The 24,018-nt window shown below is 60.1% G+C and carries 22 protein-coding genes and 2 pseudogenes; 9 read left to right on the top strand and 15 right to left on the bottom strand.

The genetic code is table 11. The features are described 5' to 3' along the window. Position 1: 1 nt before the first annotated feature. Complete coding sequence (gatC, locus tag ACNA0I_RS02610; RefSeq protein WP_415804496.1) at positions 2-310, bottom strand: Asp-tRNA(Asn)/Glu-tRNA(Gln) amidotransferase subunit GatC; 309 nt, start codon at positions 308-310, stop codon at positions 2-4. A 227-nt stretch (positions 311-537) separates the two neighbouring features. On the opposite strand from gatC, the gene ACNA0I_RS02605 reads away from it, so the two are divergent. The 5 genes from ACNA0I_RS02605 (at position 538) to rodA (ending at position 6,463) form a co-directional block, all read left to right on the top strand. Continuing rightward, on the top strand, positions 538-1,581 hold the full coding sequence (locus tag ACNA0I_RS02605; protein WP_094823631.1) for a rod shape-determining protein: 1,044 nt from the start codon (positions 538-540) through the stop codon (positions 1,579-1,581). A gap of 79 nt (positions 1,582-1,660) precedes the next feature. After that, entirely contained in the window at positions 1,661-2,545 is an 885-nt protein-coding gene (gene mreC, locus ACNA0I_RS02600) for a rod shape-determining protein MreC (protein WP_415804495.1), read from the top strand. Further along, positions 2,532-3,098 (top strand): rod shape-determining protein MreD, encoded by a 567-nt coding sequence (mreD, locus tag ACNA0I_RS02595; RefSeq protein ID WP_415804494.1) that lies wholly within the window; start codon positions 2,532-2,534, stop codon positions 3,096-3,098. The genes mreC and mreD overlap by 14 nt, the downstream gene beginning before the upstream one ends. Before the next feature lie 24 nt (positions 3,099-3,122). Beyond that, positions 3,123-5,330 carry a penicillin-binding protein 2 gene (gene mrdA / locus ACNA0I_RS02590; RefSeq protein WP_415804493.1) on the top strand — a complete coding sequence of 736 codons (2,208 nt, stop codon included), beginning with the start codon at positions 3,123-3,125 and terminating at the stop codon, positions 5,328-5,330. After that, a complete protein-coding gene (gene rodA / locus ACNA0I_RS02585) occupies positions 5,327-6,463 on the top strand; it encodes a rod shape-determining protein RodA (RefSeq protein ID WP_415804492.1) in 1,137 nt (378 codons plus the stop codon). The genes mrdA and rodA overlap by 4 nt, the downstream gene beginning before the upstream one ends. An 8-nt stretch (positions 6,464-6,471) precedes the next feature. Here rodA and ACNA0I_RS02580 read toward each other — a convergent pair whose 3' ends face one another. The 7 genes from ACNA0I_RS02580 to ACNA0I_RS02550 form a co-directional block, all read right to left on the bottom strand. Beyond that, positions 6,472-7,260, bottom strand: a complete 789-nt coding sequence (locus tag ACNA0I_RS02580) for a heme ABC transporter ATP-binding protein (RefSeq protein ID WP_415804491.1) — start codon at positions 7,258-7,260, stop codon at positions 6,472-6,474. Beyond that, positions 7,260-8,198, bottom strand: a complete 939-nt coding sequence (locus ACNA0I_RS02575) for a FecCD family ABC transporter permease (protein WP_415804827.1) — start codon at positions 8,196-8,198, stop codon at positions 7,260-7,262. The genes ACNA0I_RS02580 and ACNA0I_RS02575 overlap by 1 nt, the downstream gene beginning before the upstream one ends. A gap of 73 nt (positions 8,199-8,271) precedes the next feature. Beyond that, positions 8,272-9,135: a heme/hemin ABC transporter substrate-binding protein gene (locus ACNA0I_RS02570; protein WP_415804490.1), complete on the bottom strand. Its 864-nt coding sequence runs from the start codon at positions 9,133-9,135 to the stop codon at positions 8,272-8,274. Positions 9,136-9,264: 129 nt separating this feature from the next. Further along, positions 9,265-10,317 (bottom strand): hemin-degrading factor, encoded by a 1,053-nt coding sequence (locus tag ACNA0I_RS02565; RefSeq protein ID WP_415804489.1) that lies wholly within the window; start codon positions 10,315-10,317, stop codon positions 9,265-9,267. Between the two features lie 69 nt (positions 10,318-10,386). After that, a complete protein-coding gene (locus tag ACNA0I_RS02560; RefSeq protein WP_415804488.1) occupies positions 10,387-12,987 on the bottom strand; it encodes a TonB-dependent receptor in 2,601 nt (866 codons plus the stop codon). A gap of 116 nt (positions 12,988-13,103) precedes the next feature. Next, entirely contained in the window at positions 13,104-14,093 is a 990-nt protein-coding gene (locus tag ACNA0I_RS02555; protein ID WP_415804487.1) for a FecR domain-containing protein, read from the bottom strand. Continuing rightward, positions 14,072-14,581 (bottom strand): sigma-70 family RNA polymerase sigma factor, encoded by a 510-nt coding sequence (locus ACNA0I_RS02550; protein WP_415804486.1) that lies wholly within the window; start codon positions 14,579-14,581, stop codon positions 14,072-14,074. The genes ACNA0I_RS02555 and ACNA0I_RS02550 overlap by 22 nt, the downstream gene beginning before the upstream one ends. Positions 14,582-14,725: 144 nt before the next feature. Here ACNA0I_RS02550 and ACNA0I_RS02545 point away from each other — a divergent pair, with 144 nt between their 5' ends. Further along, entirely contained in the window at positions 14,726-15,643 is a 918-nt protein-coding gene (locus tag ACNA0I_RS02545) for a LysR family transcriptional regulator (RefSeq protein ID WP_094823620.1), read from the top strand. Here the strand turns inward: ACNA0I_RS02545 and ACNA0I_RS02540 are convergent. The 6 genes and pseudogenes from ACNA0I_RS02540 to ACNA0I_RS02515 all read right to left on the bottom strand — a co-directional run. Further along, positions 15,644-16,420, bottom strand: a pseudogene (locus tag ACNA0I_RS02540) (tripartite tricarboxylate transporter substrate binding protein); the annotation flags it as partial. 1 nt (position 16,421) lies between these two features. After that, positions 16,422-16,630 (bottom strand): annotated as a pseudogene (locus ACNA0I_RS02535) (tripartite tricarboxylate transporter substrate binding protein); the annotation flags it as partial. A gap of 147 nt (positions 16,631-16,777) precedes the next feature. Next, positions 16,778-17,869 (bottom strand): tartrate dehydrogenase, encoded by a 1,092-nt coding sequence (locus tag ACNA0I_RS02530; protein WP_415804485.1) that lies wholly within the window; start codon positions 17,867-17,869, stop codon positions 16,778-16,780. A 124-nt stretch (positions 17,870-17,993) separates the two neighbouring features. Next, the gene (gene kynU, locus ACNA0I_RS02525) at positions 17,994-19,244 is read right to left on the bottom strand and encodes a kynureninase (RefSeq protein WP_415804484.1); all 1,251 of its coding nucleotides are present in this window, start codon (positions 19,242-19,244) and stop codon (positions 17,994-17,996) included. Between the two features lie 26 nt (positions 19,245-19,270). Beyond that, positions 19,271-20,614: an ATP-binding protein gene (locus tag ACNA0I_RS02520; protein ID WP_415804483.1), complete on the bottom strand. Its 1,344-nt coding sequence runs from the start codon at positions 20,612-20,614 to the stop codon at positions 19,271-19,273. A 3-nt stretch (positions 20,615-20,617) separates the two neighbouring features. Beyond that, positions 20,618-21,352, bottom strand: a complete 735-nt coding sequence (locus ACNA0I_RS02515; RefSeq protein ID WP_415804482.1) for a response regulator — start codon at positions 21,350-21,352, stop codon at positions 20,618-20,620. A gap of 248 nt (positions 21,353-21,600) precedes the next feature. Between ACNA0I_RS02515 and ACNA0I_RS02510 the strand changes: the two genes are divergently transcribed. From ACNA0I_RS02510 to ACNA0I_RS02500, 3 genes are all read left to right on the top strand, one after another. Further along, entirely contained in the window at positions 21,601-22,290 is a 690-nt protein-coding gene (locus ACNA0I_RS02510) for a cytochrome c biogenesis CcdA family protein (protein ID WP_415804481.1), read from the top strand. Between the two features lie 109 nt (positions 22,291-22,399). Continuing rightward, positions 22,400-22,918 carry a thioredoxin family protein gene (locus ACNA0I_RS02505; protein ID WP_415804480.1) on the top strand — a complete coding sequence of 173 codons (519 nt, stop codon included), beginning with the start codon at positions 22,400-22,402 and terminating at the stop codon, positions 22,916-22,918. 266 nt (positions 22,919-23,184) lie between these two features. Further along, the gene (locus ACNA0I_RS02500) at positions 23,185-23,562 is read left to right on the top strand and encodes a DUF4148 domain-containing protein (protein WP_415804479.1); all 378 of its coding nucleotides are present in this window, start codon (positions 23,185-23,187) and stop codon (positions 23,560-23,562) included. A 122-nt stretch (positions 23,563-23,684) separates the two neighbouring features. Here ACNA0I_RS02500 and ACNA0I_RS02495 read toward each other — a convergent pair whose 3' ends face one another. Continuing rightward, on the bottom strand, positions 23,685-23,966 hold the full coding sequence (locus ACNA0I_RS02495) for a peptidylprolyl isomerase (protein WP_094823610.1): 282 nt from the start codon (positions 23,964-23,966) through the stop codon (positions 23,685-23,687). Between the last annotated feature and the right edge of the window lie 52 nt (positions 23,967-24,018).

The following is a 24,018-nucleotide window of genomic DNA, read 5'->3' as shown; positions in this document are numbered from 1 at the left end:
TTTATTCGATGACCTTGGGAACCAGGAACAAGCCGTCGCGGGCGTCCGGCGCATTGGCCATCAGTTCGGCGCGGTTTGCCTCGGAGGAGGTTTCGGTCACGGCGTCCGGTCGTAGACGCAGGGCGATGTCCTGATGGGCCGACAGCGGGTGCGCCAGCGGCTCTACACCCTGGGTATCGGCGGCTTGCAGCCGCTCGATCAGGTGGAGAATGCCGTTGAGCTCGCCCTCGGCGAGCTTGAGCTGATCGGGGGTCAATTCAATTCTGGCCAGCCGGGCAATCCGGGCCACGTCTTGTTCGTTGAGCGCCATGTAGGGAGACTATGAGAAATCGAAGGGGCAGGCTGCTGGACTCAGGTGCGGGTTTGTACGGGTGTCCGTCCCTGTGACAAAGCATGAATTACCAGCATTTTTGCGCTATTTTCCGGGAAATTATAAGTTATCATTCACGGTTTAATCGCTGCAGCAATGCGGCGGGCTCGTGTTTACCAGTCCGTCACCTGCAGCCCGGCATTATTTTTGAATCTCGCTGAGCCCTCATGTTCGGATTCCTGCGCAGTTACTTCTCCAGCGATATGGCGATCGACCTCGGTACCGCCAACACGCTGATCTACGTCCGGGGCAAGGGCATTGTGCTCGACGAGCCTTCGGTCGTCGCCATCCGCCACGAAGGCGGCCCCAATGGCAAAAAAATCATCCAGGCGGTTGGCCAGGAGGCCAAGCAGATGCTGGGACGAGTCCCTGGCAACATCGAAGCCATCCGCCCCATGAAAGACGGCGTAATTGCCGATTTCACGGTGACCGAGCAGATGCTCAAGCAGTTCATCCGCATGGTTCACCCGCGTAACATGCTGGCCCCCAGCCCGCGCATCATTGTCTGCGTCCCCTGCGGGTCGACCCAGGTCGAGCGTCGCGCCATTCGCGAATCTGCCCTCGGCGCCGGCGCCTCCCATGTCTACCTCATCGAAGAACCCATGGCTGCTGCCATCGGTGCCGGCCTGGCTGTCTCGGACGCTAGCGGTTCGATGGTGGTGGATATCGGTGGCGGCACGACCGAGGTCGCCGTGATCTCGCTGGGCGGGATGGTCTACAAGGGCTCCGTGCGCGTCGGCGGCGACAAGTTCGACGAAGCCATCGTCAACTACATCCGCCGCAACTACGGCATGCTGATTGGCGAGCCCACCGCCGAATTCATCAAGAAAGAAATCGGCTCTGCCTTCCCGGGTTCCGAAGTCCGCGAGATCGAGGTCAAGGGCCGTAACCTGGCCGAAGGCGTGCCGCGCAGTTTTACGGTGTCGTCCAACGAAATTCTGGAGTCGCTGACCGATCCGCTGAACCAGATCGTGTCCGCCGTCAAGATCGCCTTGGAACAAACCCCGCCCGAGTTGGGCGCCGACATCACTGACAAGGGCATCGCTCTGACTGGTGGTGGGGCACTGCTGCGTGATCTCGATCGTTTGCTCCAAGAGGAAACGGGGTTGCCCGTCGTCGTTGCCGAGGATCCGCTGACCTGCGTGGTCCGTGGTTGCGGCGAAGCGCTCGAGCATCTGGAAAAACTGGGCGCGATTTTCATTAACGAGTAAGTCTGTCCCGCCAGCGGGCGTCGCCGTGCCGGCGATGCCCGGCGCAGTGGCTGCGGGCTGACGCCAAAGCTGGGTATTCATGCAACGACAAGGGTCTCCACCGCTGTTCAGGCGCGGCCCGCCGGTAGAAATCCGGTTGGCCGTCATGGTCGCCTTGTCGCTCGCCTTGCTGGTCCTAGACTCTCAGTTTCATCTGCTGGAGCCGTTGCGACGCGCGGTTTCCATTGGGTTGTATCCGTTTCAGCGCACTGTCATGGCGCCGCGCGATTTTGTGCGGCAGTTCAACGAGTGGGTGGATGCGGCCAACCGTAACCGCACCGAAAACGAGGCCTTGCAGCGCCAGCGTATCGAGTTATCCCAAGTTACGACCCATGCGGCCCAATTGGCGGCCGAGAATGCGCAGTTGCGCCGGTTGTTGGGCGTGACCGACACCGTCGATCAGACTGCAGTGGTGGTTGAAGTGCTGTATGAGCCGGCCGATAGTTTTCAGCAGCGCCTGGTCTTTAATAAAGGCAGTCAGGCGGGGTTGGCGCCCGGCATGCCAGTGATCGATGAAGGCGGCGTGGTGGGGCAGATCGTGCGCGTGACACCGCAGGCTTCCGAAGCCGCGCTGGTCACGGACGAACGAGTGTCGGTACCCGTTCAGGTGTTGCGCAACGGCCTGCGTTTGATTGCCTTTGGTTCGAACTCGCCAGGCCGCATCGAGGTGCGCTTTCTGGCGGCTAATGCCGATATCCAGGAAGGCGATACGATCGTCACGAGTGGCGTGGGTGGCTTGTTTCCCGCAGGTCTGCCGTTGGCCAAGGTGTTGACAGTCGAACGGGATACGGCGTCCGGGTTTGCGCGAGCCGTATGCGAGCCTTTGGCGCATCCTGAGCGCCATCGCCATTTCCTGGTGCTGCAAGTCGATGTCGCTCGCGCAGAGTCTGATCTTCAAGAGGCTGAATCCGGTGGATCGCAATAACTCGTCGGCCCAGCAGCCCCCGCGCCGTCTGGGTACGCCTCGCAACGTCCCTCCCGAGCATTTGTCGCGTCCGGCCAATGTGATTTTTGTCTGGGGCTCGATCGTGGCGGCGTGGTTGCTGTCATTGTTGCCCTGGCGTGTCTGGGAGGGAGCCCCCGATATTCTGGTGCTGGTCCTGGCCTTTTGGTGCGTGAACGAGCCGCGCCGGGTCGGGCTGGTCGCGGCATTCTGCTTTGGATTGCTGATGGATGTGCACGATGTCAGTGTGCTGGGCGCGCATGCGTTGTCATATACCATGGTGGCGTATGGGGCGGTGGCGCTGCATCGCCGGCTGCGGCATTTTGACTTGTGGAGCCAGGGCATACACATGTTGCCCGTGTTCTTTGTCGCGCGCTTGGTGCAACAACTGGTGTTGGCGTGGTTGGCCGGTCGATGGTCCGGCTGGGATTGGGGACTGAGTGTCTTGTTGACGGCGGCGCTGTGGCCGTTGATAGGTTTCGTGCTGCATTTGCCGCAGCGAGGCACTGACGACGTTGAGTCCTCGTCGGTCTAGCGCCGGGTTGGATAGCGGCGCGCCATGTTTGAATTCAAAAAAATCGGCCAACAGCAAAAGCAGCGCTTTGGGCTGCGCGCCTGGGTGGGCGGTTTGTTTGCGCTGGCGTGCTTTTGCGTGCTGGCTGGGCGTTTCTGGTTTTTGCAAGTAGACCGCTACGAGGGCCTGTCCGAACGAGCCGATCGTAATCGTATTGCCGTGGTTCCCATTGCTCCACGCCGGGGAGAGATCCTGGATCGCAATGGCGTCGTGATGGCGCGCAATTACCGAACCTACACGCTAGAGGTCGTGCCGGCCCAGGTCGGCGATATGGATGCCATGCTGGCACGCTTGACGCCTGTGGTGTACGTCAGCCCAGGCGATCAGCGTCGATTCAAACGCCGGGTGCAGGAGTCGGGGCGGTACGCCAGTCTGATACTGCGCAACAACTTGAACGATACCGAGGCATCCTGGTTCGCTGCTCACGCTTTCGAGTTTCCCGGCGTCGAGTTGCGTGCTCGTTGGGTGCGCGAGTATCCCCAGGGCGCCACGGCGGGACATGTGGTGGGTTATATCGGCCGCATTGCCGAAAACGATATCGAGGCGTTGGAAAGCGCGGGCGAGCTGGGTAACTACCGCGGCACCGATGTGATCGGTAAAAAGGGTATCGAGAAAAGCTGGGAAAAGGCGCTGCACGGGCAGACCGGGATCGAAGAGGTCGAGGTCAATGCCAGCGGGCGTCCTGTGCGGACGTTGCAGCGTACTGATCCGGTGCCCGGCGTGGACGTCATGCTGTCCATCGATCTGGGCTTGCAGCGTGTGGCCGAAGAGGCTTTTGGAAATCACCGTGGGGCGTTGGTTGCCATCGATCCCAACACGGGCGAGGTCCTGGCGTTTGTCTCTAAACCTGCGTTCGATCCGAATCTGTTCATCGACGGCATCGACGTAGAAAACTGGCGCTTGTTGAACGAGTCGCCGGATCATCCGCTGATCAATCGGCCCTTGTACGGTACTTATCCGATTGGCTCGACCTATAAGCCTTTTGTGGCGTTGGCGGCGCTGGAGCTGGGTGTGCGCGACGCCAAGACGCGTATTCCCGATCCAGGCTACTTCGAATTCGGAGGCCAGCGTTTTCGGAACGCTGGGGGTGCGGCGTATGGCATGACCGATATGCACAGGGCTATCGTCGTGTCCTCAGACACGTATTTCTATTCGCTGGGCCCGGAAATAGGGGTGAACCGGTTGCATGACTTTGCCAAGCAGTTTGGGTTCGGACAGATTACTGGTATTGACCTGGATGGCGAACGCAGGGGCGTGTTGCCCTCGACCGAGTGGAAACGCCAGGCATATAAGGACCGGAGGCAACAGCAATGGTACGCGGGAGAGACGATTTCGGTGGCGGTGGGGCAGGGGTATAACTCGTTCACATTGTTGCAGTTGGCACAGGGGACATCGACCTTGGCCAACGATGGTGCTTATCGGAAACCGCATTTGGTACATGCTACGCGCGACACGCATACTGGCGTCGTGACGCCAACGCCGTCGACACCGGAATATCGCATTCCGCTAAAGCAAGAGAATGTCGATCTCATCAAGAGCGCGATGGTCGGCGTGGTGCGGTCGGGGACGGCACGGCGCGCCTTTGCCGGCGCGGCATACCAGGCAGCTGGCAAAACTGGAACGGCGCAGGTGTTCAGCCTGCGCGGGGCTCAATACCGCGCGCATGAGCTGGATGAGCGTTTACGCGATCATGCGTTGTTCATGGGTTTTGCGCCGGCCGATAAACCGCGTATTGCCGTGGCGCTGCTGGTGGAAAACGCTGGCTGGGGAGCGAGTATGGCGGCTCCTATTGCGCGTACGGTGTTCGATTATTGGCTATCGCGACCCGCCACGCCTACGGCTGGCTCGCGCATCACCTTGCCGCCAGATGTGCCGCCGTTATCTGTCCCGGCTCAAAGCGATACTCCCGTTCCTACGGGGGTGTCGGCCCCTGTAGTGCCTGGCGCGACGAGCCCAGACGATCTCGTGGAGCCGCCGCCCGGGGTAGTGCTGGATGACGCGCCACAGGACGAGCCGTTGCCTCCGCTCATTCCTGGTTCGGATACGCCTCCCCCAAGCATGAGGCCTCGATCTGCACCCAAAGTGGCGCCCGCCCAGCAAGCCCCGAGGGCGACGCAGCGCCCCTCTACTGCGCCCGCGCGGTCCGATTTGAACGACTTGTTTGAATCGTCTGGATTCGGAGTGAAGCCATGAAACGTCTGGGCGCTATCCTGGTCCGCGTCTTTCTCGCCTTTGACTGGCCATTGCTGATCATTCTGGCTTTGTTTGCCGCGTTGGGTCTGACGGTGATGCATTCGGCGGTGGGCAGTACCGATTGGCGTTTTGCCGATCAGTCGCGCAATTTTCTCATTGCGTTCTGCGCGATGTGGGCGGTGGCCTTGGTGCCGCCGCATATGCTGATGCGTCTGGCATTGCCGTTTTACATTGTGGGCGTTGCACTGTTGCTGGGGGTGGAGTTTTTTGGTGAAACCAGCAAGGGCGCCACGCGTTGGCTGAACCTGGGCATTACCCGTATTCAACCGTCTGAAATGATGAAAATCGCTGTGCCGCTCATGTTGGCATGGTATTTCCAACGGCATGACGGCGATGTGCGTATCCGCGACTTTGTTGTCGCTGCGGCGATGCTGGCCGCGCCCTTTGGCCTGATTGTGTTGCAGCCCGATTTGGGAACGGCGTTGTTGGTGTTTGGCGCGGGGTTTTTCGTCATTTATTTCGCCGGGTTGTCCTTTAAATTGCTTGCCCCGATTGCGATTGTCGGTATCTTGGGGATAGGGACGCTGATCTATTACGAAGACACGCTATGTGAACCCGGTGTGGACTGGGTGGTCTTGCACGACTATCAGAAGCAGCGGGTGTGTACTTTGCTCAACCCCAGTTCTGATCCATTGGGCAAGGGGTTTCATACGATTCAGTCGATGATCGCCGTGGGCTCCGGGGGACTCTATGGCAAGGGGTATATGCAGGGGACGCAGACTCACCTGGACTTTATCCCAGAGCGTACGACGGACTTTATTTTTGCGGTGTATGCCGAGGAATTCGGACTGTATGGGGGCGTGGCGATGCTGCTGTTGTACGCCTTGCTCATCGCTCGAGGATTGACGATTGCAGTGCGGGCCACGACGCAGTTCGGTCGTTTGATGGCGGGGGCGTTGACGATGATGGTGTTTATCTATGTGTTCGTCAACGTGGGGATGGTGACGGGGATTTTGCCTGTAGTGGGAGTGCCGCTGCCGTTCATGAGCTATGGGGGGACGGCGTTGTTGACGATGGGGATTGCTTGCGGGATTTTGATGAGTGTGTCGCGGTATCGGGGGGATAAGACCTAGCGGCCTGTCTAGTGCGGCAATACCAGGATGCGGTCAGGCATGGTGGGGTGGGGCAGGATGTCGGCTTCGATGTCGTAGACGGTTCGCAGGTTGTCGCGGGTCAGTACGTCTTTTGGGGGGCCGTTGGCGATGACGGTGCCGTTGCCCAGCATGATGAGTTGATCGCACCAGCGGGCAGCCAGGTTGATGTCGTGGACGATGACCAGGACGCCCAGGCCATGGGTATGGGCGAGGTCGGCGGTGGTGCGCAGCAGTTCGATCTGATGTTTGGGATCCAGGCTGGAGATGGGCTCATCCAGCAAGAGATAACGCGAGAGGTTGAGGTCATGCTGGGCCTGGCATTGGGCCAGGACGCGGGCGAACTGCACGCGTTGTTGTTCGCCGCCGGACAGATCGGGATAACGGCGTTGGACCAGGTGGGGGACGCCGGCCAGCGCGAGCGAGGATGCCGTCAGTTCCTCGACTTCGACGGGGTCGAGTTCGGGGAAGGGATAAGCGCCCATGGCGACGACTTCTTGTACGCCCAGATCAAATGTCAGCGAGGGCTTTTGCGGCAGGACTGCGCGTTGCCGGGCCTGGCGTCGCGGAGGGATGCGAGTCAGCGGTGTTCCGTCTAATTCGATATGGCCACGGGTCGGAGAAAGCTCGCCGGCGAGGGCCGCGAGCAGCGTGGATTTGCCGGCGCCATTGGCGCCCAGCAACCCCAGCACCTGGCCGGGCTCGATGCTAAGCGAGACGTTGGACAGAATGCGTGTCGAACCACGCGATACATCTAGGTCTATCGTACGCAGGCTCATTAGAATCGCCGTCCTCGTGCGAGCAGCCATAGAAAAAACGGTCCGCCGACCAAGCTGGTGACTAGACCTATGGGCAGTTCAGCCGGAATCACGACAATGCGGGCCAGCCAATCGGCCAGCGTGAGCGCCAGGGCGCCAGTCAGCATCGAGGCAGGCAGCAGCCAACGATGATCGGCACCCAAGGTCATGCGTACGAGATGAGGCACGACGAGTCCGACAAAACCGATGCCGCCTGTGGCGGCCACGAGTGGACCCACGATGAGTGCAGTGGCCATGACGAGTTTGTAGCGCACAGTGACGAGGGCGAAGCCGAGATGCTGGGCTTCGCGTTCCCCCAGCAATAGGGCGTTCATGGCGCGCCACTGGCGCATCAGCCAGAAGGACCACACGAGTGTCCACGGCGCCAGAAAGGCCAACAATGACCAACTGGCGCCCGCCAGGCTGCCCATGTTCCAGAACGTCAGGTCACGCAGTTGCGCATCGGAGGCCATGTAGGTAAGCAGCCCGATCAAACTGCCGGCGACGGTGTTGATGGCGATACCTGCCAACAACAGGCCGGCGACGCCCGGCACGCGTCGCCCGACAGCATAGGCCGCTGCCGTGGCCAACAGGCTGCCTGCAAAGGCGGCAGGTGCGGTGACCATGAAGCCGCCCGCGGTCAGCACGATGGCGGCCACAGCGCCCAGTGCGCCGCCGGCGGAGATTCCGACCAAGCCGGGCTCGGCGAGCGGATTGCGAAACAGGGCCTGCATCGCTGCACCGGAAATCGCCAGCGCCGCGCCCGCCACGGCGGCAAACAAGACGCGTGGTAATCGAATGTCCAGCAGCACGTTGCGCCATAACGTGTCGTTAGGCTGCGAGGCGTCGGAGGTCAGTACGCGCAACGCGTCTGCCAAGGGGATGTGGACAGCGCCGCTCAAGGCGGCGAGCAGGGCCACTGAGAGCGCGGCAATACCGAGTCCGATCAGAACGGTGGGAGGATGCGCCCGCCTGGTCGGCGGTGCCAGGCGGTCAGCCTTGGCGAGCGACACAAGCGGTCTCCTTGAGTGTGCGTATGGCTTGCGGCAGCCGCGGCCCTGTGCCTAGTGCAAGCAAGTCATCCATGACGACGATGCAGTGATTTGTTGCTGCAGGCGTGGCGGCGATGCCCGGCGTTGTGCGGAATTTTTCCATGCCGCCCGCTGCCTCCAGCGACATGCGGGGGACCACGATGACTTGAGGCGCCAGCGCACCGAGTGCTTCGGCTGAGATGGGTTTGTAGCCTTGTTGATCGGCGAGTACATTGACCAGGCCGGAGAGCTCCAGCACGAGTGCGGCTGCTGTGTCGCTGCCCGCACCTAGAGGCGTGCCCGTGCGGTTCATCAGCAGCACGGCGCGCGCGTGCGACTCGGGCAAGGCTTGCGCGTCGCTTAACGCGGTTGCGACGGATGTGGCCAGTTGCTTGCCGCGCTCCGGGACGCCCAGGGCTTTGCCGATCTGCAGAATGCGATCGTTGAGTGATTGCACGCTGGGTTTGTCAGAGATGATTTCAAGGGGAACGCCGACTTCCTTCAGACGCGCGAGCGCCGTAGGGGGACCCGATTGTTCAGACGCCAGCACCAGGTCCGGATTCAAGGCAAGTACGCCTTCGACGGGCACGGCACGGTAATACCCGACGCGCGGTAACTTGGTCGCCGCCTCGGGATACAAACTCGATTGATCGTCGCCGACGAGACGATCTCCTTGATCCAGGGCATAGACGATTTCGGTGACCGTGCCGCCCAATGTGACAACGCGTTGAGCGGCAGAAGGGGGATCATTCGCCGCTTGTGCGGCGCTGGTGACCCAGACTGCAGCGATTGCAGCGGCGATCGTCTTGGCTAGACTGGCGGCCATGGTGCTTCCTTGATGAGGCGTCGTGTTTCCGTACGGCGGATAAAGGGTCGACTGATCAGAGCGTGTTGGTACTTAAGCTTAGCCGTTCTTGGCGGTACTGAGTACGCGACGCCCTGATCATGGAGGGCGTTACGCGGCTAACGGCTCGGCGCAAAGGCTGCTCAATAGACTGCGCCATTCGGCAAGCTCCGGTTTGCCGGGCTTGCGTTCACCAAAGAACTGCACGATGAGATCCCCATTGGCGTTGTAGACCTCGAGCGATGTGACCCAGCCATCGCTGGTGGGTTTGCTGACGACCCAGGCCGAGTCGATAGCATCGGTGTTCAGATGCAGGTTGAATCGCGGATCGAGCACGTTGAACCAGGGCCCCGTGCGCAACAGCTTGGCGACCGGACCGGTGTGGATCTGAATCATGCCGGGGTTGCCTACAAAACACATGATGGATAGGCTGGACTGCGCTGCAGCCTCCAACATGCGTTCGGGAGTCGTGGTCTCGACCTGTTGCGCCAGATCGAATCCTGCGGCCTTCAGTGCAGCCAGGCGGGACACCTTGAATTTACGCAGCAGAGGAAAGAACTCATGTGTGTCCTGCATGGCCAGCCAGGCGGTGCGCAGCGCGTCAGGATCACTGACGATGTCGGACTCGTCTTTGGCCGCATAAGGTTTGGTCTGCGGCCAGACAGGCTCGCCTGCGAAGCGTGCGACAAGCGCGTCATAGGCGGCGACGTCCGTGGTATCTGTGCGATAGACCTTATGCACGGCAACGCCTGCACAGTCAAAGAATTGCAGGCTATGCCGGCCGTCCTGTTCAACGGCCCAGGCAGAGTCCCAGGTGCTGAAGAACACGCGCAAATCGATGTCAGGTCCCAGCACGAGGCCGACCGGGCCTTCTGCCTGGATGGACTCGTAGCGTCCGTGGCGTTCATGGACACACCAGTCGTTGCGCGTCAACGCCATGACTTCGCCCAACGATCCCAGTTCGCGGAATATCGCTTGCGGGGACGTGGCGCCGGTCAGTGCGGTGGCGCGCAGCCCGTTGCATTCGGCAGCGACCCATTGGGCTTCGGATACGTTCAGTGCTTGAGCGAGATTGCGCGCGCGTTGGCCCGGCTGTTCGGCGACCAGGGCATCGTTACGAGCGCGCAATTCGGCGGCCAACTGGGTGAAAGAAGTGTTGCTCATGGATGACTCCTCTGTCCGGGTACGGCGGGCGACCCATAGTCCCGGGCCGCCGCTCGGCAGGCCCGTGGTTCAGTATTGATAGGTTAATGACACGCGCACACTGCGCCCAGGTTCGGTGTACCAGTCTACCGGATGGGGCAAGGCAGATGGTCCAGCCGTGGGAACGTTGATGGCTTCCCAGTATTTTTTGTCGAACAGGTTGAATACCCCTGCACGGACTTGCAGCCCCTTGACGGCGGCTGGTTTCCAGTAAGCCATCAGGTCCACGACGCCATAGCCGGGAGCACGGAAATCAGGATTGGGTGCATCGGTGGTCGCGTCGGGATATTCGACTTTGTTGCGTTGTGCGGATAGCGTCCACACGGCGCTCGCACCCCATTCGCTTCGGTCGTAGCCCAGGCCCAGAATCGCTTTGAAAGGCGGTACCGAATTCAGATACTGGCCAGTGCTTTGGTCTTTGCCGACAGTCCAGGCCAATGATCCCCAAGTGCGCCAGTTCGGGGTGAAACGCCAATGTGCCGAGGCCTCGGCACCATAGATACGCACTCGGGCGCGGTTGGCAGCTGTTGTGACACCCAGCGGATACTGTCCATTCCAACTGTCTTGCCATTGCGGATCGCCGGCCGTCACCGGTATCTGGGTATCGATGAAGTTTTGATAGCGCGTGTCAAAGAACGACAAAGCCCCGCCGAGATCCTCGTTGCCCAGGCGAGCGCCCAATTCCCAGCCCCGGCTGGATTCAGGCTTCAAATCAGGATTGCCCGCACGCAGATATGTGCCTGGTGCGCCGTAGTTCGTATATAGCTCGGTGGCGCTGGGGGCGCGATAGCCGTACGCATATTGCGCGTAAAACGTGACTTGCTCTTGTGCTTTCCAGGTTCCCAACAAGCTTGGCGAAAACCTGCCGCCGCTCGACGAAGGCGGCAGTGAACCGGCATTGGGGTTGCTGTCGTAGCTGCCGGTGTTTTGTGGTTTTTGCTCGTAATGATCGTACCGGATCGAAGGCGTCAGCGTGTAGCGGCCCTGGGCAAACGCAAACTCATCCTTTGCCCATAGCGCCCATTGGCTGCCTTTGACGCGTGGCATGTCCGCCTGATTGGTGTGCAGCATGTCGCAGGAACGTGGGCCGAAAGGCGCGGGCAGTCCCGCCGGAATATCAGGGCAGTTGTCGTAGCCGTCCGAATATTGCTCGGTGCGATTGCCCATCCATTCGGCGCCCACGGTCACGGTCTGCGATACCGATCCCTCGATTCGCCGTGTGGCTTCGCCGCTGAAACCGAACAGCGTTTCCTGAATCGAGTTGTCCCGCCCATAAGCTCCGGTGGGATAACCGTACATGAACGGGTCGCCAGGGATAATCGACGCGCGCGTATCCCTGGTGCGCTCGCCATCCAGCCCCTGATCGAGCCGCAGGCGCTGCCAATACACGACGGCCTTGGCACTGTCGATCAGACCGCCTGCGCTTGGTGCCTGGTACTCGTAGTCCACGGAAACGCGTTCACGTTTGATCGTTTCGCTGGCTGTGTTTTCGCCAATTTGGTAGCTGGTGCCCGGGCCCTGCAGATATTTGCTGTCGGTGTCCGAGTCATAGTGAAAGTATTCGCCCGTCAAACCGAAGCGGTGGCCGCCTTCTATGCGCTGCTGCAGTTTCAGCATGACGCTGCGTTGCGTGTAGTCCTCGGGATCAGCTTTGTCACGGCCGTCGCCGTAGCCGCCGTGGTCGGCGCGGTTATCCAGCTCATGGCCTTTGCGGATACCTGCTTGCAATAACCAGGTGGTGTTCTCGGCCAGCCGGGCCGCCAAAGCAGCATTGGCGGCCCGGCTGTTGTCCGCCGAGTCGTAGTCGCCTTTGACCAGTGCGCCAAAGTTGCGCCCGTCTTGCAGCAGATCGTCGGGATTGAGCGTGCGTAACTCCGCCGAGCCTCCTAGCGCACCCGATCCGACAGAGGCAGAGTCCGTACTGCGCACGATATCCAGACTCGATAGCGAATTGAAGTCGACCGCATTCAAGCCGCCCTTCACCCCGCGCGCGCCGTCGTCCAGCCACGGCAGGCGGATGCCATCGATGCGCGTCAGGACGCGATTGCCGTCCATGCCGCGAATATTGATGCTGTTGTTCTGGCGGTTGAAATTGACACCGGCGTCCATGCGTTTGCCTACGTCCTCCCAACTGCGTACTTGCAGGTTATCCATGTCCTGGCGCGTATTGGTGCTGACCCAGGCCGGATCGGATCGCAAGGCATCGGCTTGTACCGTCACGGGCGTGAGTTGCGAGACAGTGTCTTGGGGTTGCAATACGAATGCCCCGTTGCCGTGTTCGCGGGCGGCGAGTCCCGTACCCGCCAGGAGGCGACGCAGGGCTTCGTCAACAGGGTAGGCGCCCTGCAGGCCGGTACTTTGGCGGCCCTGGACCGTTTGAGGTTGGAACAGCACGGTGATCCCGGCCTGCTCGGCAAAATGCGATAGCGCCGCGCTCAGCTCGCCCGCGGGGACTTGATATACCCGTTGCTGCGCTACCGTTCCGGCCGATTGCGCCCAGGCTGGGGGGCAAAGCGCCAGACCACCAGCGATAGTCACCCCCAACAGTGCACGGCTGATGGCGCACGCCAACGTGGTTCCTCGGGAAGAAAAACGGATATCGGGCAAAGCGGGCGCGTGCAGTGTGTCCATGGGGTTCCTTTCGGACAGGGTCTTTGGATACAGGCCATGACAGCCTTTGCCTTCCATGACCCTGCACGACACAAAACCGGACATCGATCACCCACATTAAGTGCAACAAAATAAAACTACGCCTGTGTGGCTGCCGGTCCGAGCGTGACCCAGTACGAGGTCCGGTAGTTCACCTGCACGGGCAACAGGGCCGGCAGGGCTTGCAACACCGCATCGGTGTTGCTCAACTGAAAAGTCCCGGAAATCCGCAGTGCGGCAACAGCCGGATCGCAACGTATGATGCCGGACCGATAGCGAGCCAATTCCGCAGCAAACACATCCAATCGCATCGCATCCGCGTGCAAGGTGCCTCGCAGCCAATCCGGGTCGCGCGTATCCGAGGTTTGCCGCGAGTAGACCGTATCGGCGTCGAACGCCGCTTGTTGTGCTGCGTTCAAGCGGACACGATGTGTGGCAGCCCTGGCCGGCGAGACTTCCACCTGACCGGTAGTGACGTTGACCAGGCACCGCTGGGCATCGAGCCGGACGGCAAAATGCGCCGCGGCATCGGCGTGGATGGCGCCCATCCGGGTTTCGATGCGCAGCGCAGGGCTGCGTTGCGGCGAGGCTTGCACGTAGATTTCTCCATCGCGCAGCCATAGTGCATGGTCCGTGTCGGTGAATGCTTCGTCGATTGCTGTCGCGGTATTGAGCCAGACCCGCGATCCATCGGCCAGCAAGATCTCGCGCCGTTCGCCCACTGCCGTGCGATGGTCGGCCCGCCAGCGCACGACGGGCGCCGCATTCCATGTTGACCAAGCCACAGGCGAGGCCACCAGCAGGGCCACGAGCGTCTTGAGTGCGGCTCGGCGCGATTTCGCTGCCGGCCGATCCAGTGTTGCCATGCCCACTTCAGCGGGGATCAAGCCAAATGTGCGACTTAATGCCTGCGCGCGTTGCCAGGCGCGTTCGTGCTCGGTGTTGTCAGCGCGCCATCGGTCGCACGCGCGCACATCTGCTGCCGTGGCGTGGCCAGAGCCCAGCCGCATCAGCCAACGCGCTGCTTCGCGCGCGACACCGCGATCCAGCGGAGCCTCGGCAGGAGTCACGAGCTCGCGAGCAGACATTGTTCGTATCCTTGCACGATGTAGCGCTGTACCGTGCGTACCGATACCTGCAGACGCTGTGCGATCTCCTCGTAGGGCAAGTGTTCCAACTGCGCCAGCAAAAATGCCTGGCGAGCGCGTGCCGGCAAGGTATTTAGCGCCGCATCGATCTCGTGCAGTGCTTCGAGGATCAGCAATTGCTGTTCGGGCGAGGGGGCCAGCGCCGCCGGCATCGCAGCCAGCGCCTCTTGATAGGCCCGTTCCAGCGACTGACGCCGATAATGATTCAGCACCAGACGTTTGGCGATAGTGGTCAGGTAGGCGCGCGGCTCGCGCACCATGGTCAACTCGGCGCGGTGCCGCAGCACGCGGACGAACGTATCCTGGACCAGATCTGCTGCATCGCAGGCGTTGCCGACTTTGCGGCGCAACCAGCCGTCGAGCCACCCATGGTGGTCGCGGTATAGACCGTGAACGGCGTCTTGTGAGGCGGGCAGGGAACGCAGCATTAATGAATGTTAATGTAAATGAGAAATAATCTCATTTTAAATAAATCGGCTGGAGATGCAACCGGTTGCCGCGGACCGAACATGAAAGGCGCCGCTCGCACTGGGCTACTATGGACTCCGACTTTTCAATGAGGTGTCACGTCGATGGGGCAGTCCCAAGAGCTGCAGTTGTTGGTCGAACTGGTCCGTGCGGGCAGTCTGTCGGCGGCGGCACGCGAACTGGGCGTGACCACCGCCGCTGTCAGCAAACGTCTGGCTCAGATCGAAGACCGCCTCGGCGTGCGCCTGCTCAACCGCAATACCCGGCGTCTCAGCCCGACGGCCGAGGGTGAGCTGTATCTGGAAAACGCGCGACGCATTCTGCGTGACATCGATCATCTGGATCAATTGATCGCCAGCCGGCAGGCGCAGCCGCGAGGATTATTAAAGGTGAACGCACCGCTGGGATTCGGACGCAGCTATATTGCGCCGGCCATCGTGCTGTTTGCGCGCCGCTATCCCGAGGTCGAGGTGCAGTTGCAACTCACTGACACGCCGGGCGATTTTGTACAGGACGCGTTTGATGTCGCGATACGCTTTGGCGATATCCCCGATGGGCGTCTGATTGCCCGCCCTATTGCGCCGAACCGTCGTCTGGTCTGTGCATCGCCCGAGTATCTGGAAAAACATGGTCGTCCGCAGGTACCGCAGGATCTGGCGCGCCATCAATGCATCGTGCTGCGTCAGAACGATGATACCTATGGCCTTTGGCGCTTTACGCGGGGTACCTATGGCGAAACGATCAAGGTCCGCGGTGCGCTGAGCAGTAACGATGGAGAGGTCACATTGACCTGGGGCCTGGCCGGCCTGGGGATTTTGCAGCGCGCCGAATGGGATCTGGCGCGCCATCTGCGTGCTGGCAGACTGGAATTGCTGCTACAAGATTACGCCCTGCCGCCCGCCGATATTCACGCCGTTTTTCCCGAACGTCATCACCTGTCGGCCAAGGTGCGCGTGTTTATCGATTTCCTGGTGGAATATTTCCGGGACAGGCGTAAAACCGGCAAGGGCGACTCTTGGTAATCAGTTGACCACGACGTTTGCTTGCTTGACGAGTTTGGCGTAGTCGGTGGTATCGGTCTTGATGCGTTCGGCCATTTGCACACTGCTATCGCCTATCGGCACGGCGCCGATCTCCGCCATTTTCTTGCCGAAATCCGGCGACTGGATGATCTTGACCATGTCGGCATTCAGGCGCGCGACGATGTCGGGCGGTGTGGTGGCAGGAGCCAGGACGCCAAACCAGGTGCCCATATTGAAGCCTTTCAAGCCGGCCTCCTGCATCGTCGGGACATCGGGCAATGCTGCGGAACGTTTATCGGTCGTGACAGCCAATGCCCGCAGTTTGCCTGACTTGATGTGAGGCAATACAGGAGTAATCGTATCGAACGACATGTCGATCTGGCCGCCCAGCAGATCCGTCGTCAACGGACCGCTGCCCTTGTAGGGCACGTGTAGCAGCGAGACGCCGCCGATCTCCTGAAACTGCGCGCCGATCAGATGCTGTCCGGTGCCGACGCCATTCGAACCAAAGGTCAATTTGCCGGGCGTCTTGCGGGCCAGGGCCAACAGTTCCTGCACATTCTGGGCGGGCACCTTGGGGTTGACGACCAGTATGTTCGGCACCAACGCTACCGTGGTGACGGGTGCAAAGCTTTTCTGAAAATCGTACTGCAGGTTGTTGTAGACGCTGGTCGCAATCGTGTGGTGGACTGCGCCCATCAATAGGGTATAGCCGTCGGGGGCGGCTTTGGCCACGTAATCGGCGCCCAGCGTGGCGCCGGCGCCGGGCTTGTTTTCNACGATAACGGGCTGGCCCAGACTCTTGGCCAACTCTTGACCGAGGGTACGCGCCAGCACATCCGTGGTGCCGCCAGCCGGGAAGGGCACGATCAAGTTCACAGGGCGCGTGGGATAGCTTTGTGCCGTCGCACCGCTTGTCAGCGTGATGCCGGCTGCGCATAGCACGCCGGTCAGCGCGAAGCGCAGACCATGCTTTGCAGGTTTCATGATGTCTCCTCGTTGTGGTTGCCGATCTGTGGTGATCGATTTTTTTAGGCGCACAGTTGTGCTGCTATGCATATGTCGCGATTGCTCGTGCGCAGGCAACTGCACATAGTGCCGCGACCGGTAGCCGGTCACGGCATTTCGCTCGTATTACGCAGCTTGGGCTTGTGCTGATGCCTGCTTCAGGTGGTGGCACACCGCTTCAGTGACTTGTGCCGTCGTGGCTTTGCCACCCAGATCACCCGTATGCAGTGCGGGATTGGCAGTCACGTGTTCCACGGCCTTCATGACACGCTGGGCTGCCTGATGTTCGCCAAGATGTTCCAGCAGCATCACCACGGACCAGAACGTGCCGATCGGGTTCGCCAGGCCTTTGCCCATGATGTCGAAAGCCGAACCGTGAATTGGTTCGAACATCGACGGGTAACGGCGTTCAGGGTCGATGTTGCCGGTCGGCGCAATCCCGAGGCTGCCGGCCAATGCAGCGGCCAGGTCACTCAGAATATCTGCGTGCAGGTTGGTCGCGACAATCGTGTCCAGCGTCGCGGGCCGATTCACCATGCGGGCGGTCGCAGCATCGACCAGCTCTTTATCCCAATGCACGTCGGGAAACTCGCGGCTGACTTCAACGGCAATTTCGTCCCACATCACCATGGCATGGCGTTGCGCGTTGGACTTGGTGATCACCGTCAGTTGTTTACGCGGACGAGATTGCGCCAGACGAAAGGCGAAACGCAGAATGCGTTCGACACCGGCGCGCGTCATCATGGACACGTCGGTGGCGGCTTCGATGGGTTGGCCCTGGTGCACGCGGCCGCCGACACCCGAGTACTCGCCCTCCGAGTTCTCGCGCACAATCACCCAATCGAGTTGTTCGGGCGTGCAGCGTTTCAGCGGCCCGTCGATCCCGGGCAGAATGCGCGTGGGGCGCACATTGGCATACTGATCCAGGCCCTGGCAGATCTTTAGGCGCAGACCCCATAGCGTAATGTGATCGGGGATGTCCGGGTCTCCCGCCGAGCCAAACAAAATAGCGTCTTGGCCGCGCAAGTCATCAAGCCCATCGGCAGGCATCATGACGCCATGTTTGCGGTAGTAATCACCGCCCCAATCGAAATTCTGAAACGCAAAGGCAAACGAGCCGTCTGACTCGGCCAATGCCTGCATGACCTGTTGGCCGGCCGGGATGACTTCTTTGCCGATGCCGTCGCCGGGAATGGTTGCAATACGGTATGTTTTCACGTGCCTGACTCCTGCCGGCGCCGATCGCCAGCGTGTGTCAGGCACTGTACCTATCGCCGCACCGTATGGGTGCAAGGGCGATTCAAAGCATTATTAACTTCAGGTTAACGATGCACCGCACTCATCAAGTCACCGCGCCGCGCCGCGAAAACTGGGGCTCTTTCCAGATCTCGCTATCGAGTATATCCGTCAAGATCTCTACCGCATCCCAGACATCGGTGTAGCCGAAGTAGAGTGGCGTGAAGCCAAAACGCAGGACCTCGGGCTCTCGATAATCACCGATGACTCCGCGGGCAATCAACGCCTGCATCACAGCATAGCCATGCGGATGGCGCAGGCTGACATGACTGCCGCGATGGGCATGCTCGCGAGGCGTGACCAGGGTCAGCGGGTGGCGGGCGCAGCGGCTTTCCACGAGGGCAATAAACAGATCGGTGAGCGCCAGCGATTTTTTGCGTACCTCGTTCATGTCTGCCTGCAGAGAAATGTCCAGGCCGCATTCGACCAACGACAGCGACACTATCGGCTGTGTACCGCACAGGTAGCGGCGGATGCCGCCTGCGGGCTCATAATCGACGGCCATATCAAACGGCCGCTGGTGTCCCCACCATCCTGATAGAGGCTGCCAGAAATGATCGGTATGGTGCGGCGCCACCCAAATAAACGCCGGCGCGCCCGGGCCGCCGTTCAAATACTTATAGGTGCAGCCCACGGCGAAATCGGCATTGGCGCCGGTCAGGTCCACCGGCACGGCGCCCGCTGCATGGGCCAGATCCCAGATGGTCAACGCGCCGTGCGCATGCGCCTGCGCCGTGACCTCTGTCATGTCATACATATGGCCCGTACGATAATTCACGTGCGACAGCAGCAATACGGCGACGGAATCGTCCAGCGCCTGCTCCAACGACAGATCCTCATCCACCAACCGCATCTCGTAGCCTTGTTGCAGCAGATCGATCATGCCCTGGATCATGTACAGATCGGTCGGAAAATTATCGCGTTCCGACACGATGACTTTGCGCTGTGGTGCGGCGTGCCGTTGAATGCGGATTGCGGCTGCCAGCGACTTGAACAGATTCAACGAGGTGGTATCCGTGACCACAACCTGGCCTGTGCCGGCGCCGATCAACCGGCCCAGCTTGTCGCCCAGCCGCGAGGGCAACTCGAACCAGGCCGCATCGTTCCAGCTGCGGATCAGCCCTTGGCCCCATTCCTGCCGGATGACTTCGGCACTGCGTGCCACCGCGGCTTTGGGCAGCACACCTAGCGAATTGCCGTCCATGTAAAGCACGCCCGCCGGTATGTCAAACTGCGCTTTCAGCGGGGCGAGCGGGTCTTGATGATCGGCTTGCAGGCATGCTTCACGGGTATGCATAGAAACTCCTTTATCGTCCATGAATACTACACTGCCTGATCGGCAGAAAGCGGTATTCGGACCTCGGCCGACAGCCCCCCGCCGTCGCGGTTGCTCAGCACCAATTTGCCTCCCAGTGCTGTGGCCAGTTGCTGTCCGATCGCCAGCCCCAGTCCTGTGCCGCCGGTGTCGCGGTTGCGCGAGCCCTCGACGCGGTAAAACGGCTGCAGTACGGCGCCGAGTTCGGCAGGGGGGATACCTGGGCCATGGTCCAGTACGAAAATGGACACGCCCTGCGTTCCGTGGTTCTGTACAGCGACTTCGGCTGCACCGGCGAATTTCAGCGCATTATCGATCAAATTGCCCAGGATGCGCCGCAATGCGTGCGGACGAGTCTGTATCAACCCGAACGACAGATCAGTCGAGCTCGACAACATTACCTCGCGGCCCGTGTCCTGGTAATCACATACCAAGCTGTCCAGAAAGTCGTGCAAATCGATGCGAGCGGGTTTTTCCTGAGTGCCGTGCGCGCTGCGCGCGTACTCGATGCCTTCGCGCACCAGCCGCTCGACTTCCCCGAGGTCTTGTGTCAGCTTGGTTTTATCCGTCGATTCGTCCATGAATTCCGCTCGCAGCTTCATCCGGGTAATCGGTGTCTGCAGGTCATGCGAAATCGCGCCCAGCAATTGCATGCGCTCTTTTAGATAGCTGGCGATACGTTCCTGCATCGCGTTGAACGCGGCAGAGGCTTGCGCGACCTCGGCGGGACCATGTTCGTCCAGCGGAGGGCTCGTGTTGTTGGGGTCCAGCGTGTCGGCGGCTTTTGCCAGCTGCGTCAACGGGCGAACGGCCAGGCGTACTGCCAACCAGGCACAGAGCACCAGCAGCACCAATTGCACGCACAGCACGATGGGTAGCCATACGGCCAAGGGTGGCATGGTCAAATGGATGTCCAGCACCACGGGATGGCCGTCCTGCAGCGTGATGCGAGCCTGAATATGACGGTCGTTGCCCGCCATGGCATGCACGGCGACGGGATACCGGCCGCGCAACGTGTATTCAATGGACTGGGCCGCCGTGCGCGCTGCCGCCAGGCGCAGCGGCTGGTCGGCGTCGCCGGGGCCCAATAGATACTGGCGATGTCCGCTGGACAGGCGCGCCAACCAGCCGGCACGTTCGTCAGCAGGCAGGCGGTTGAGGATATCGACAGCAATCGAGACATCGCGCTCCAGATCGTCCAGCATCATCGATTTGGTCGCGTCGTAGCGTTCATAAAACAGCAACGCAAACGACAAGGTGTGAGCCAGCACCAAACCCACCAGAAAGATCAGGAATAAGCGCGCGACCAGCGTTCGCGGCCAAAGGCGTAACGGAAATCGAGGGCGCGGCATTTTTTATTCTTCCTGGACCTCGACTGCGGCCGAGAACACATACCCCTCGCTGCGTACCGTCTTGATGTACATCGGTTCGCGAGCGTCTTCGCGCAGACGCTGGCGTACGCGGCTGACCAGCAGATCGATCGATCTGCCAAACATGTCGGCATCGCGTCCCTGTGTCAGGTTCAGTAATTGATCGCGATTCAGGACGCGTTGTGGATGATCCAGAAACACGCGCAGCAGCCGGTATTCGGCGCCGCTCAACGATACGATCGTATCTTCTTCGTCCAGCAGGTGGCGGGCGGTCGTGTCCAGCCGCCATGCGCCAAATCTGATCTGACGCCCGGGCTCGGTGACTTGAAAATTCGGGGGCAACATGCGGGTACGGCGCAAGATGGCCTTGATGCGCGCCAGGAGCTCTCGGGCGACGAAAGGCTTGACGAGATAATCATCAGCACCCATTTCCAGCCCTATCACGCGGTCCATATCGTCACTGCGGGCGGTCAACAGCAATATCGGGATTTTGCGATGCTTGCCGCTGCGTAATTCGCGGCATAGCACCAGGCCATCGTCGCCGGGCATCATGATATCCAGCACGATCAGATCGACTTTCGTGCTTTCCAGCAGCGACTTCATGTGCCTGCCATCCGCGGCCAAGGTCACCTCCAGCCCATTCTTGCGCAAGAAATTGCCTGCGAGCTCGCGAATTTCTCTATCGTCGTCGACGATCATGATGTGGTCGATTTGGTCCATTCTTAGATGCCTTATGCCGTATATAGCAGGATGGGGATCGGTATGAAGCGGAGTTGCAGGGTGAGGCGAGGCAGTTTCCTCCCGATCAGAAGTGTAGTCAAAGTACGGCTCAATGAAACCCGTTCATGTGTCGTACTGTATATAGAGCTGGACCCGATACAAGAACTTAGAAAATGACGGTGCCGGCGGCACAGACCAGATACCTGGCACGGGCGAAATGGCGTTTCCTGACAACGGAAACACACACCATGAATGCTATCAACGCTCCCATTGCGCTACTGGCTGGCGTTCTGACGATTGCTTCGCCCTGCGTATTGCCTCTTTTACCCATTTTGCTGGGTAGTTCTGTCGAACGCTCCAACCGCCTGCGCCCCTTGTTCATTGTTGCCGGTTTCGTGTGCGCGTTCGCCGGGTTGGGTATCGCGCTCAGCCTGCTGTCCAACTTGAATGAAACCGTCCACGAGGCGGTGCGTTCTATCTCGATCGTGTTGCTGGTGCTGTTTGGCCTGGCCCGCATCTGGCCGCGCCCGTATGACTGGCTGATCGCTCGTATTGGCGGACCGATACAGCGCATCGCAATGTTGTCGGGAAAGGCTGACAACGGTAATTCAGGCGGGTTCCTGCTGGGGATTTCGCTGGGTGCCGTATGGACACCATGTGCAGGTCCAGTGTTGGCGTCAATCCTGGTGCTGGCTGCCAAGGCCCAGAACCTGGGGCAATCCAGTGCGTTGTTGCTCTTTTATGCCGTCGGCGCGGGTATTCCCATGCTCGCCATTGCGTACGGCGGCAAGGCTATCGCCTCGCGTGTGGGCTGGGTGACTCGGCATACCCATCGTCTGCAGCAAGGGTTCGGTGTGCTGTTGGTGCTAACCGCATTGGCCATTCATTTCCAGTACGACGTTTTGTTTTACGCCTGGTTGACAGGGCTGTTTCACTGACCTTCGCCCGATCTGATCACATCCCGTCTTTTCTGTTCGTGCTGGTTCTCTCTGACGCGATTCTATTTACTTCGCCAGCACTTTTTTGCTTGTTAATAAGGAGCTCATCATGTTCAAAGTGTTGAAATCATTCGCTGCAGCGTCGGTATTGTTGGTATCAGCCGTACACGCGGCGCCACAACCTGCACCGGTCCCCGCGCCGGAGTTTACGGGTATTGAAAAGTGGCTCAACAGCGTTCCTCTCACGATGCAGTCCCTGCGTGGCAAAGTGGTGCTCGTCGATTTCTGGACCTATACCTGCATCAACTGCATTCGCACACTGCCTTATGTGACTGACTGGTATCAGAAATACAAAGATCAGGGATTGGTCGTCGTTGGCGTGCATACCCCTGAGTTTCCATTCGAGCGTTCCACCACGAATGTGACAAAGGCGCTGGATCGATTCGGCATCAAGTACCCCGTTGCGCAAGACAATGGCTATGCGACCTGGGACGCCTACCGAAATCAATACTGGCCTGCGGCATATTTGATCGATAAGCAAGGGAACATCGTGTATCGCCACTTTGGCGAAGGGCAATACCAGGAAACCGAGGCTGAAATACAGCGCCTGTTGGCCCAGCCGGGTTGATGCTGCTCGTACTTGCGACCGCTTTTTTCCGATACGTATCGGCTGGTCGGCATCCAGATTTGTCTCCCACTGTATCTAACCGTTCTACAGATACCTTGGGTACTAAAACCCCCGTCCACACGACATATCCGGGATACGCGACGGTCTTTTAATAACACTCATGGACAGACGGCACACGGCAGGAACCACAACACATGCCTTGCCGACTATTCAAAGCGTGCTGCGTCGTTCATTCATCCATTAATTACTTTTTATCGAGGCTTACTATGAAAACCCAATTCGCCATCTTTGCCATCGCTTTGTCCACTTTGTCGGCTGGTACTGCCGCACACGCCGCAGAGGAAACCTATGTGCCGCCGAGTTTCTCGACATTGTCGCGTGCTGAAGTCACGGCCGATCTGGCAGCTGCGAAGGCTGCGGGCAATGTGCAGCCGGGCGACCAGACCTATATTCCGGTGTCACCATCGACGCTCTCTCGTGCCGAGGTCAAGGCGGACTTGGCAGCATGGAAGCAAGCCGGTTTGTCGAGTGAATGGCGCGGCAATGCGACGCCCGATATCTTCAGCACAGCATATAGAACCAAGCTGGCTATTTACGAGCACTCGGTGGCCGCACACGCGGGCCGTATCGCTTCCGTCTCGTGATGTCTTCTGAGATGTTCAGGGATTCAGCGCCGTCTGAAAACATTGGTCTGGCCGCGAATCCTGGGTTGTCAGCATATTGCTGCAGGTCGGTGGGGGAACTCCGCTCACCGACCCTGTAGTGATTAATCCTGGCGATCAGTCACTTCGACCAGGTGGTACCCGAATTGGGTCTTGACCGGGCCTTGCACCACGTTCAACGGGGCGCTGAAGACGACTTGGTCGAATTCGCGCACCATTTGACCCGGGCGGAACGTGCCCAGGTTGCCGCCGTCGCGGCTGGACGGGCAGCTGGAGTTTTCACGGGCGACTTGGGCGAAATCGGCACCGCCTTCGATAGCGGCCTTCAGTTCGTTGCATTTGGCTTCGGTGGACACCAGGATGTGGCGTGCGCTGGCTTGGGCCATGGAGTGCTCCTTTAAAAAAAATGACTACCAGCCAGATGATACTCGCTCATGT

This window comes from Bordetella muralis, from assembly GCF_965139205.1.
Taxonomy (GTDB): Bacteria; Pseudomonadota; Gammaproteobacteria; order Burkholderiales; family Burkholderiaceae_B; genus Bordetella_A; species Bordetella_A muralis.
The sequence above is the reverse complement of the archived record's forward strand: the minus strand, read 5'-3'. Positions and strand labels throughout refer to the sequence as shown.

What these genes read in the sequence shown, in the direction of transcription:
- gatC (WP_415804496.1), bottom strand. Translation starts at nt 310, where the DNA reads ATGGCGCTCAACGAACAAGACGTGGCCCGGATTGCCCGGCTGGCCAGA.
- ACNA0I_RS02605 (WP_094823631.1), top strand. Translation starts at nt 538, where the DNA reads ATGTTCGGATTCCTGCGCAGTTACTTCTCCAGCGATATGGCGATCGAC.
- mreC (WP_415804495.1), top strand. Translation starts at nt 1,661, where the DNA reads ATGCAACGACAAGGGTCTCCACCGCTGTTCAGGCGCGGCCCGCCGGTA.
- mrdA (WP_415804493.1), top strand. Translation starts at nt 3,123, where the DNA reads ATGTTTGAATTCAAAAAAATCGGCCAACAGCAAAAGCAGCGCTTTGGG.
- rodA (WP_415804492.1), top strand. Translation starts at nt 5,327, where the DNA reads ATGAAACGTCTGGGCGCTATCCTGGTCCGCGTCTTTCTCGCCTTTGAC.
- ACNA0I_RS02580 (WP_415804491.1), bottom strand. Translation starts at nt 7,260, where the DNA reads ATGAGCCTGCGTACGATAGACCTAGATGTATCGCGTGGTTCGACACGC.
- ACNA0I_RS02570 (WP_415804490.1), bottom strand. Translation starts at nt 9,135, where the DNA reads ATGGCCGCCAGTCTAGCCAAGACGATCGCCGCTGCAATCGCTGCAGTC.
- ACNA0I_RS02565 (WP_415804489.1), bottom strand. Translation starts at nt 10,317, where the DNA reads ATGAGCAACACTTCTTTCACCCAGTTGGCCGCCGAATTGCGCGCTCGT.
- ACNA0I_RS02560 (WP_415804488.1), bottom strand. Translation starts at nt 12,987, where the DNA reads ATGGACACACTGCACGCGCCCGCTTTGCCCGATATCCGTTTTTCTTCC.
- ACNA0I_RS02555 (WP_415804487.1), bottom strand. Translation starts at nt 14,093, where the DNA reads ATGTCTGCTCGCGAGCTCGTGACTCCTGCCGAGGCTCCGCTGGATCGC.
- ACNA0I_RS02550 (WP_415804486.1), bottom strand. Translation starts at nt 14,581, where the DNA reads ATGCTGCGTTCCCTGCCCGCCTCACAAGACGCCGTTCACGGTCTATAC.
- ACNA0I_RS02545 (WP_094823620.1), top strand. Translation starts at nt 14,726, where the DNA reads ATGGGGCAGTCCCAAGAGCTGCAGTTGTTGGTCGAACTGGTCCGTGCG.
- kynU (WP_415804484.1), bottom strand. Translation starts at nt 19,244, where the DNA reads ATGCATACCCGTGAAGCATGCCTGCAAGCCGATCATCAAGACCCGCTC.
- ACNA0I_RS02520 (WP_415804483.1), bottom strand. Translation starts at nt 20,614, where the DNA reads ATGCCGCGCCCTCGATTTCCGTTACGCCTTTGGCCGCGAACGCTGGTC.
- ACNA0I_RS02515 (WP_415804482.1), bottom strand. Translation starts at nt 21,352, where the DNA reads ATGGACCAAATCGACCACATCATGATCGTCGACGACGATAGAGAAATT.
- ACNA0I_RS02510 (WP_415804481.1), top strand. Translation starts at nt 21,601, where the DNA reads ATGAATGCTATCAACGCTCCCATTGCGCTACTGGCTGGCGTTCTGACG.
- ACNA0I_RS02505 (WP_415804480.1), top strand. Translation starts at nt 22,400, where the DNA reads ATGTTCAAAGTGTTGAAATCATTCGCTGCAGCGTCGGTATTGTTGGTA.
- ACNA0I_RS02500 (WP_415804479.1), top strand. Translation starts at nt 23,185, where the DNA reads ATGAAAACCCAATTCGCCATCTTTGCCATCGCTTTGTCCACTTTGTCG.
- ACNA0I_RS02495 (WP_094823610.1), bottom strand. Translation starts at nt 23,966, where the DNA reads ATGGCCCAAGCCAGCGCACGCCACATCCTGGTGTCCACCGAAGCCAAA.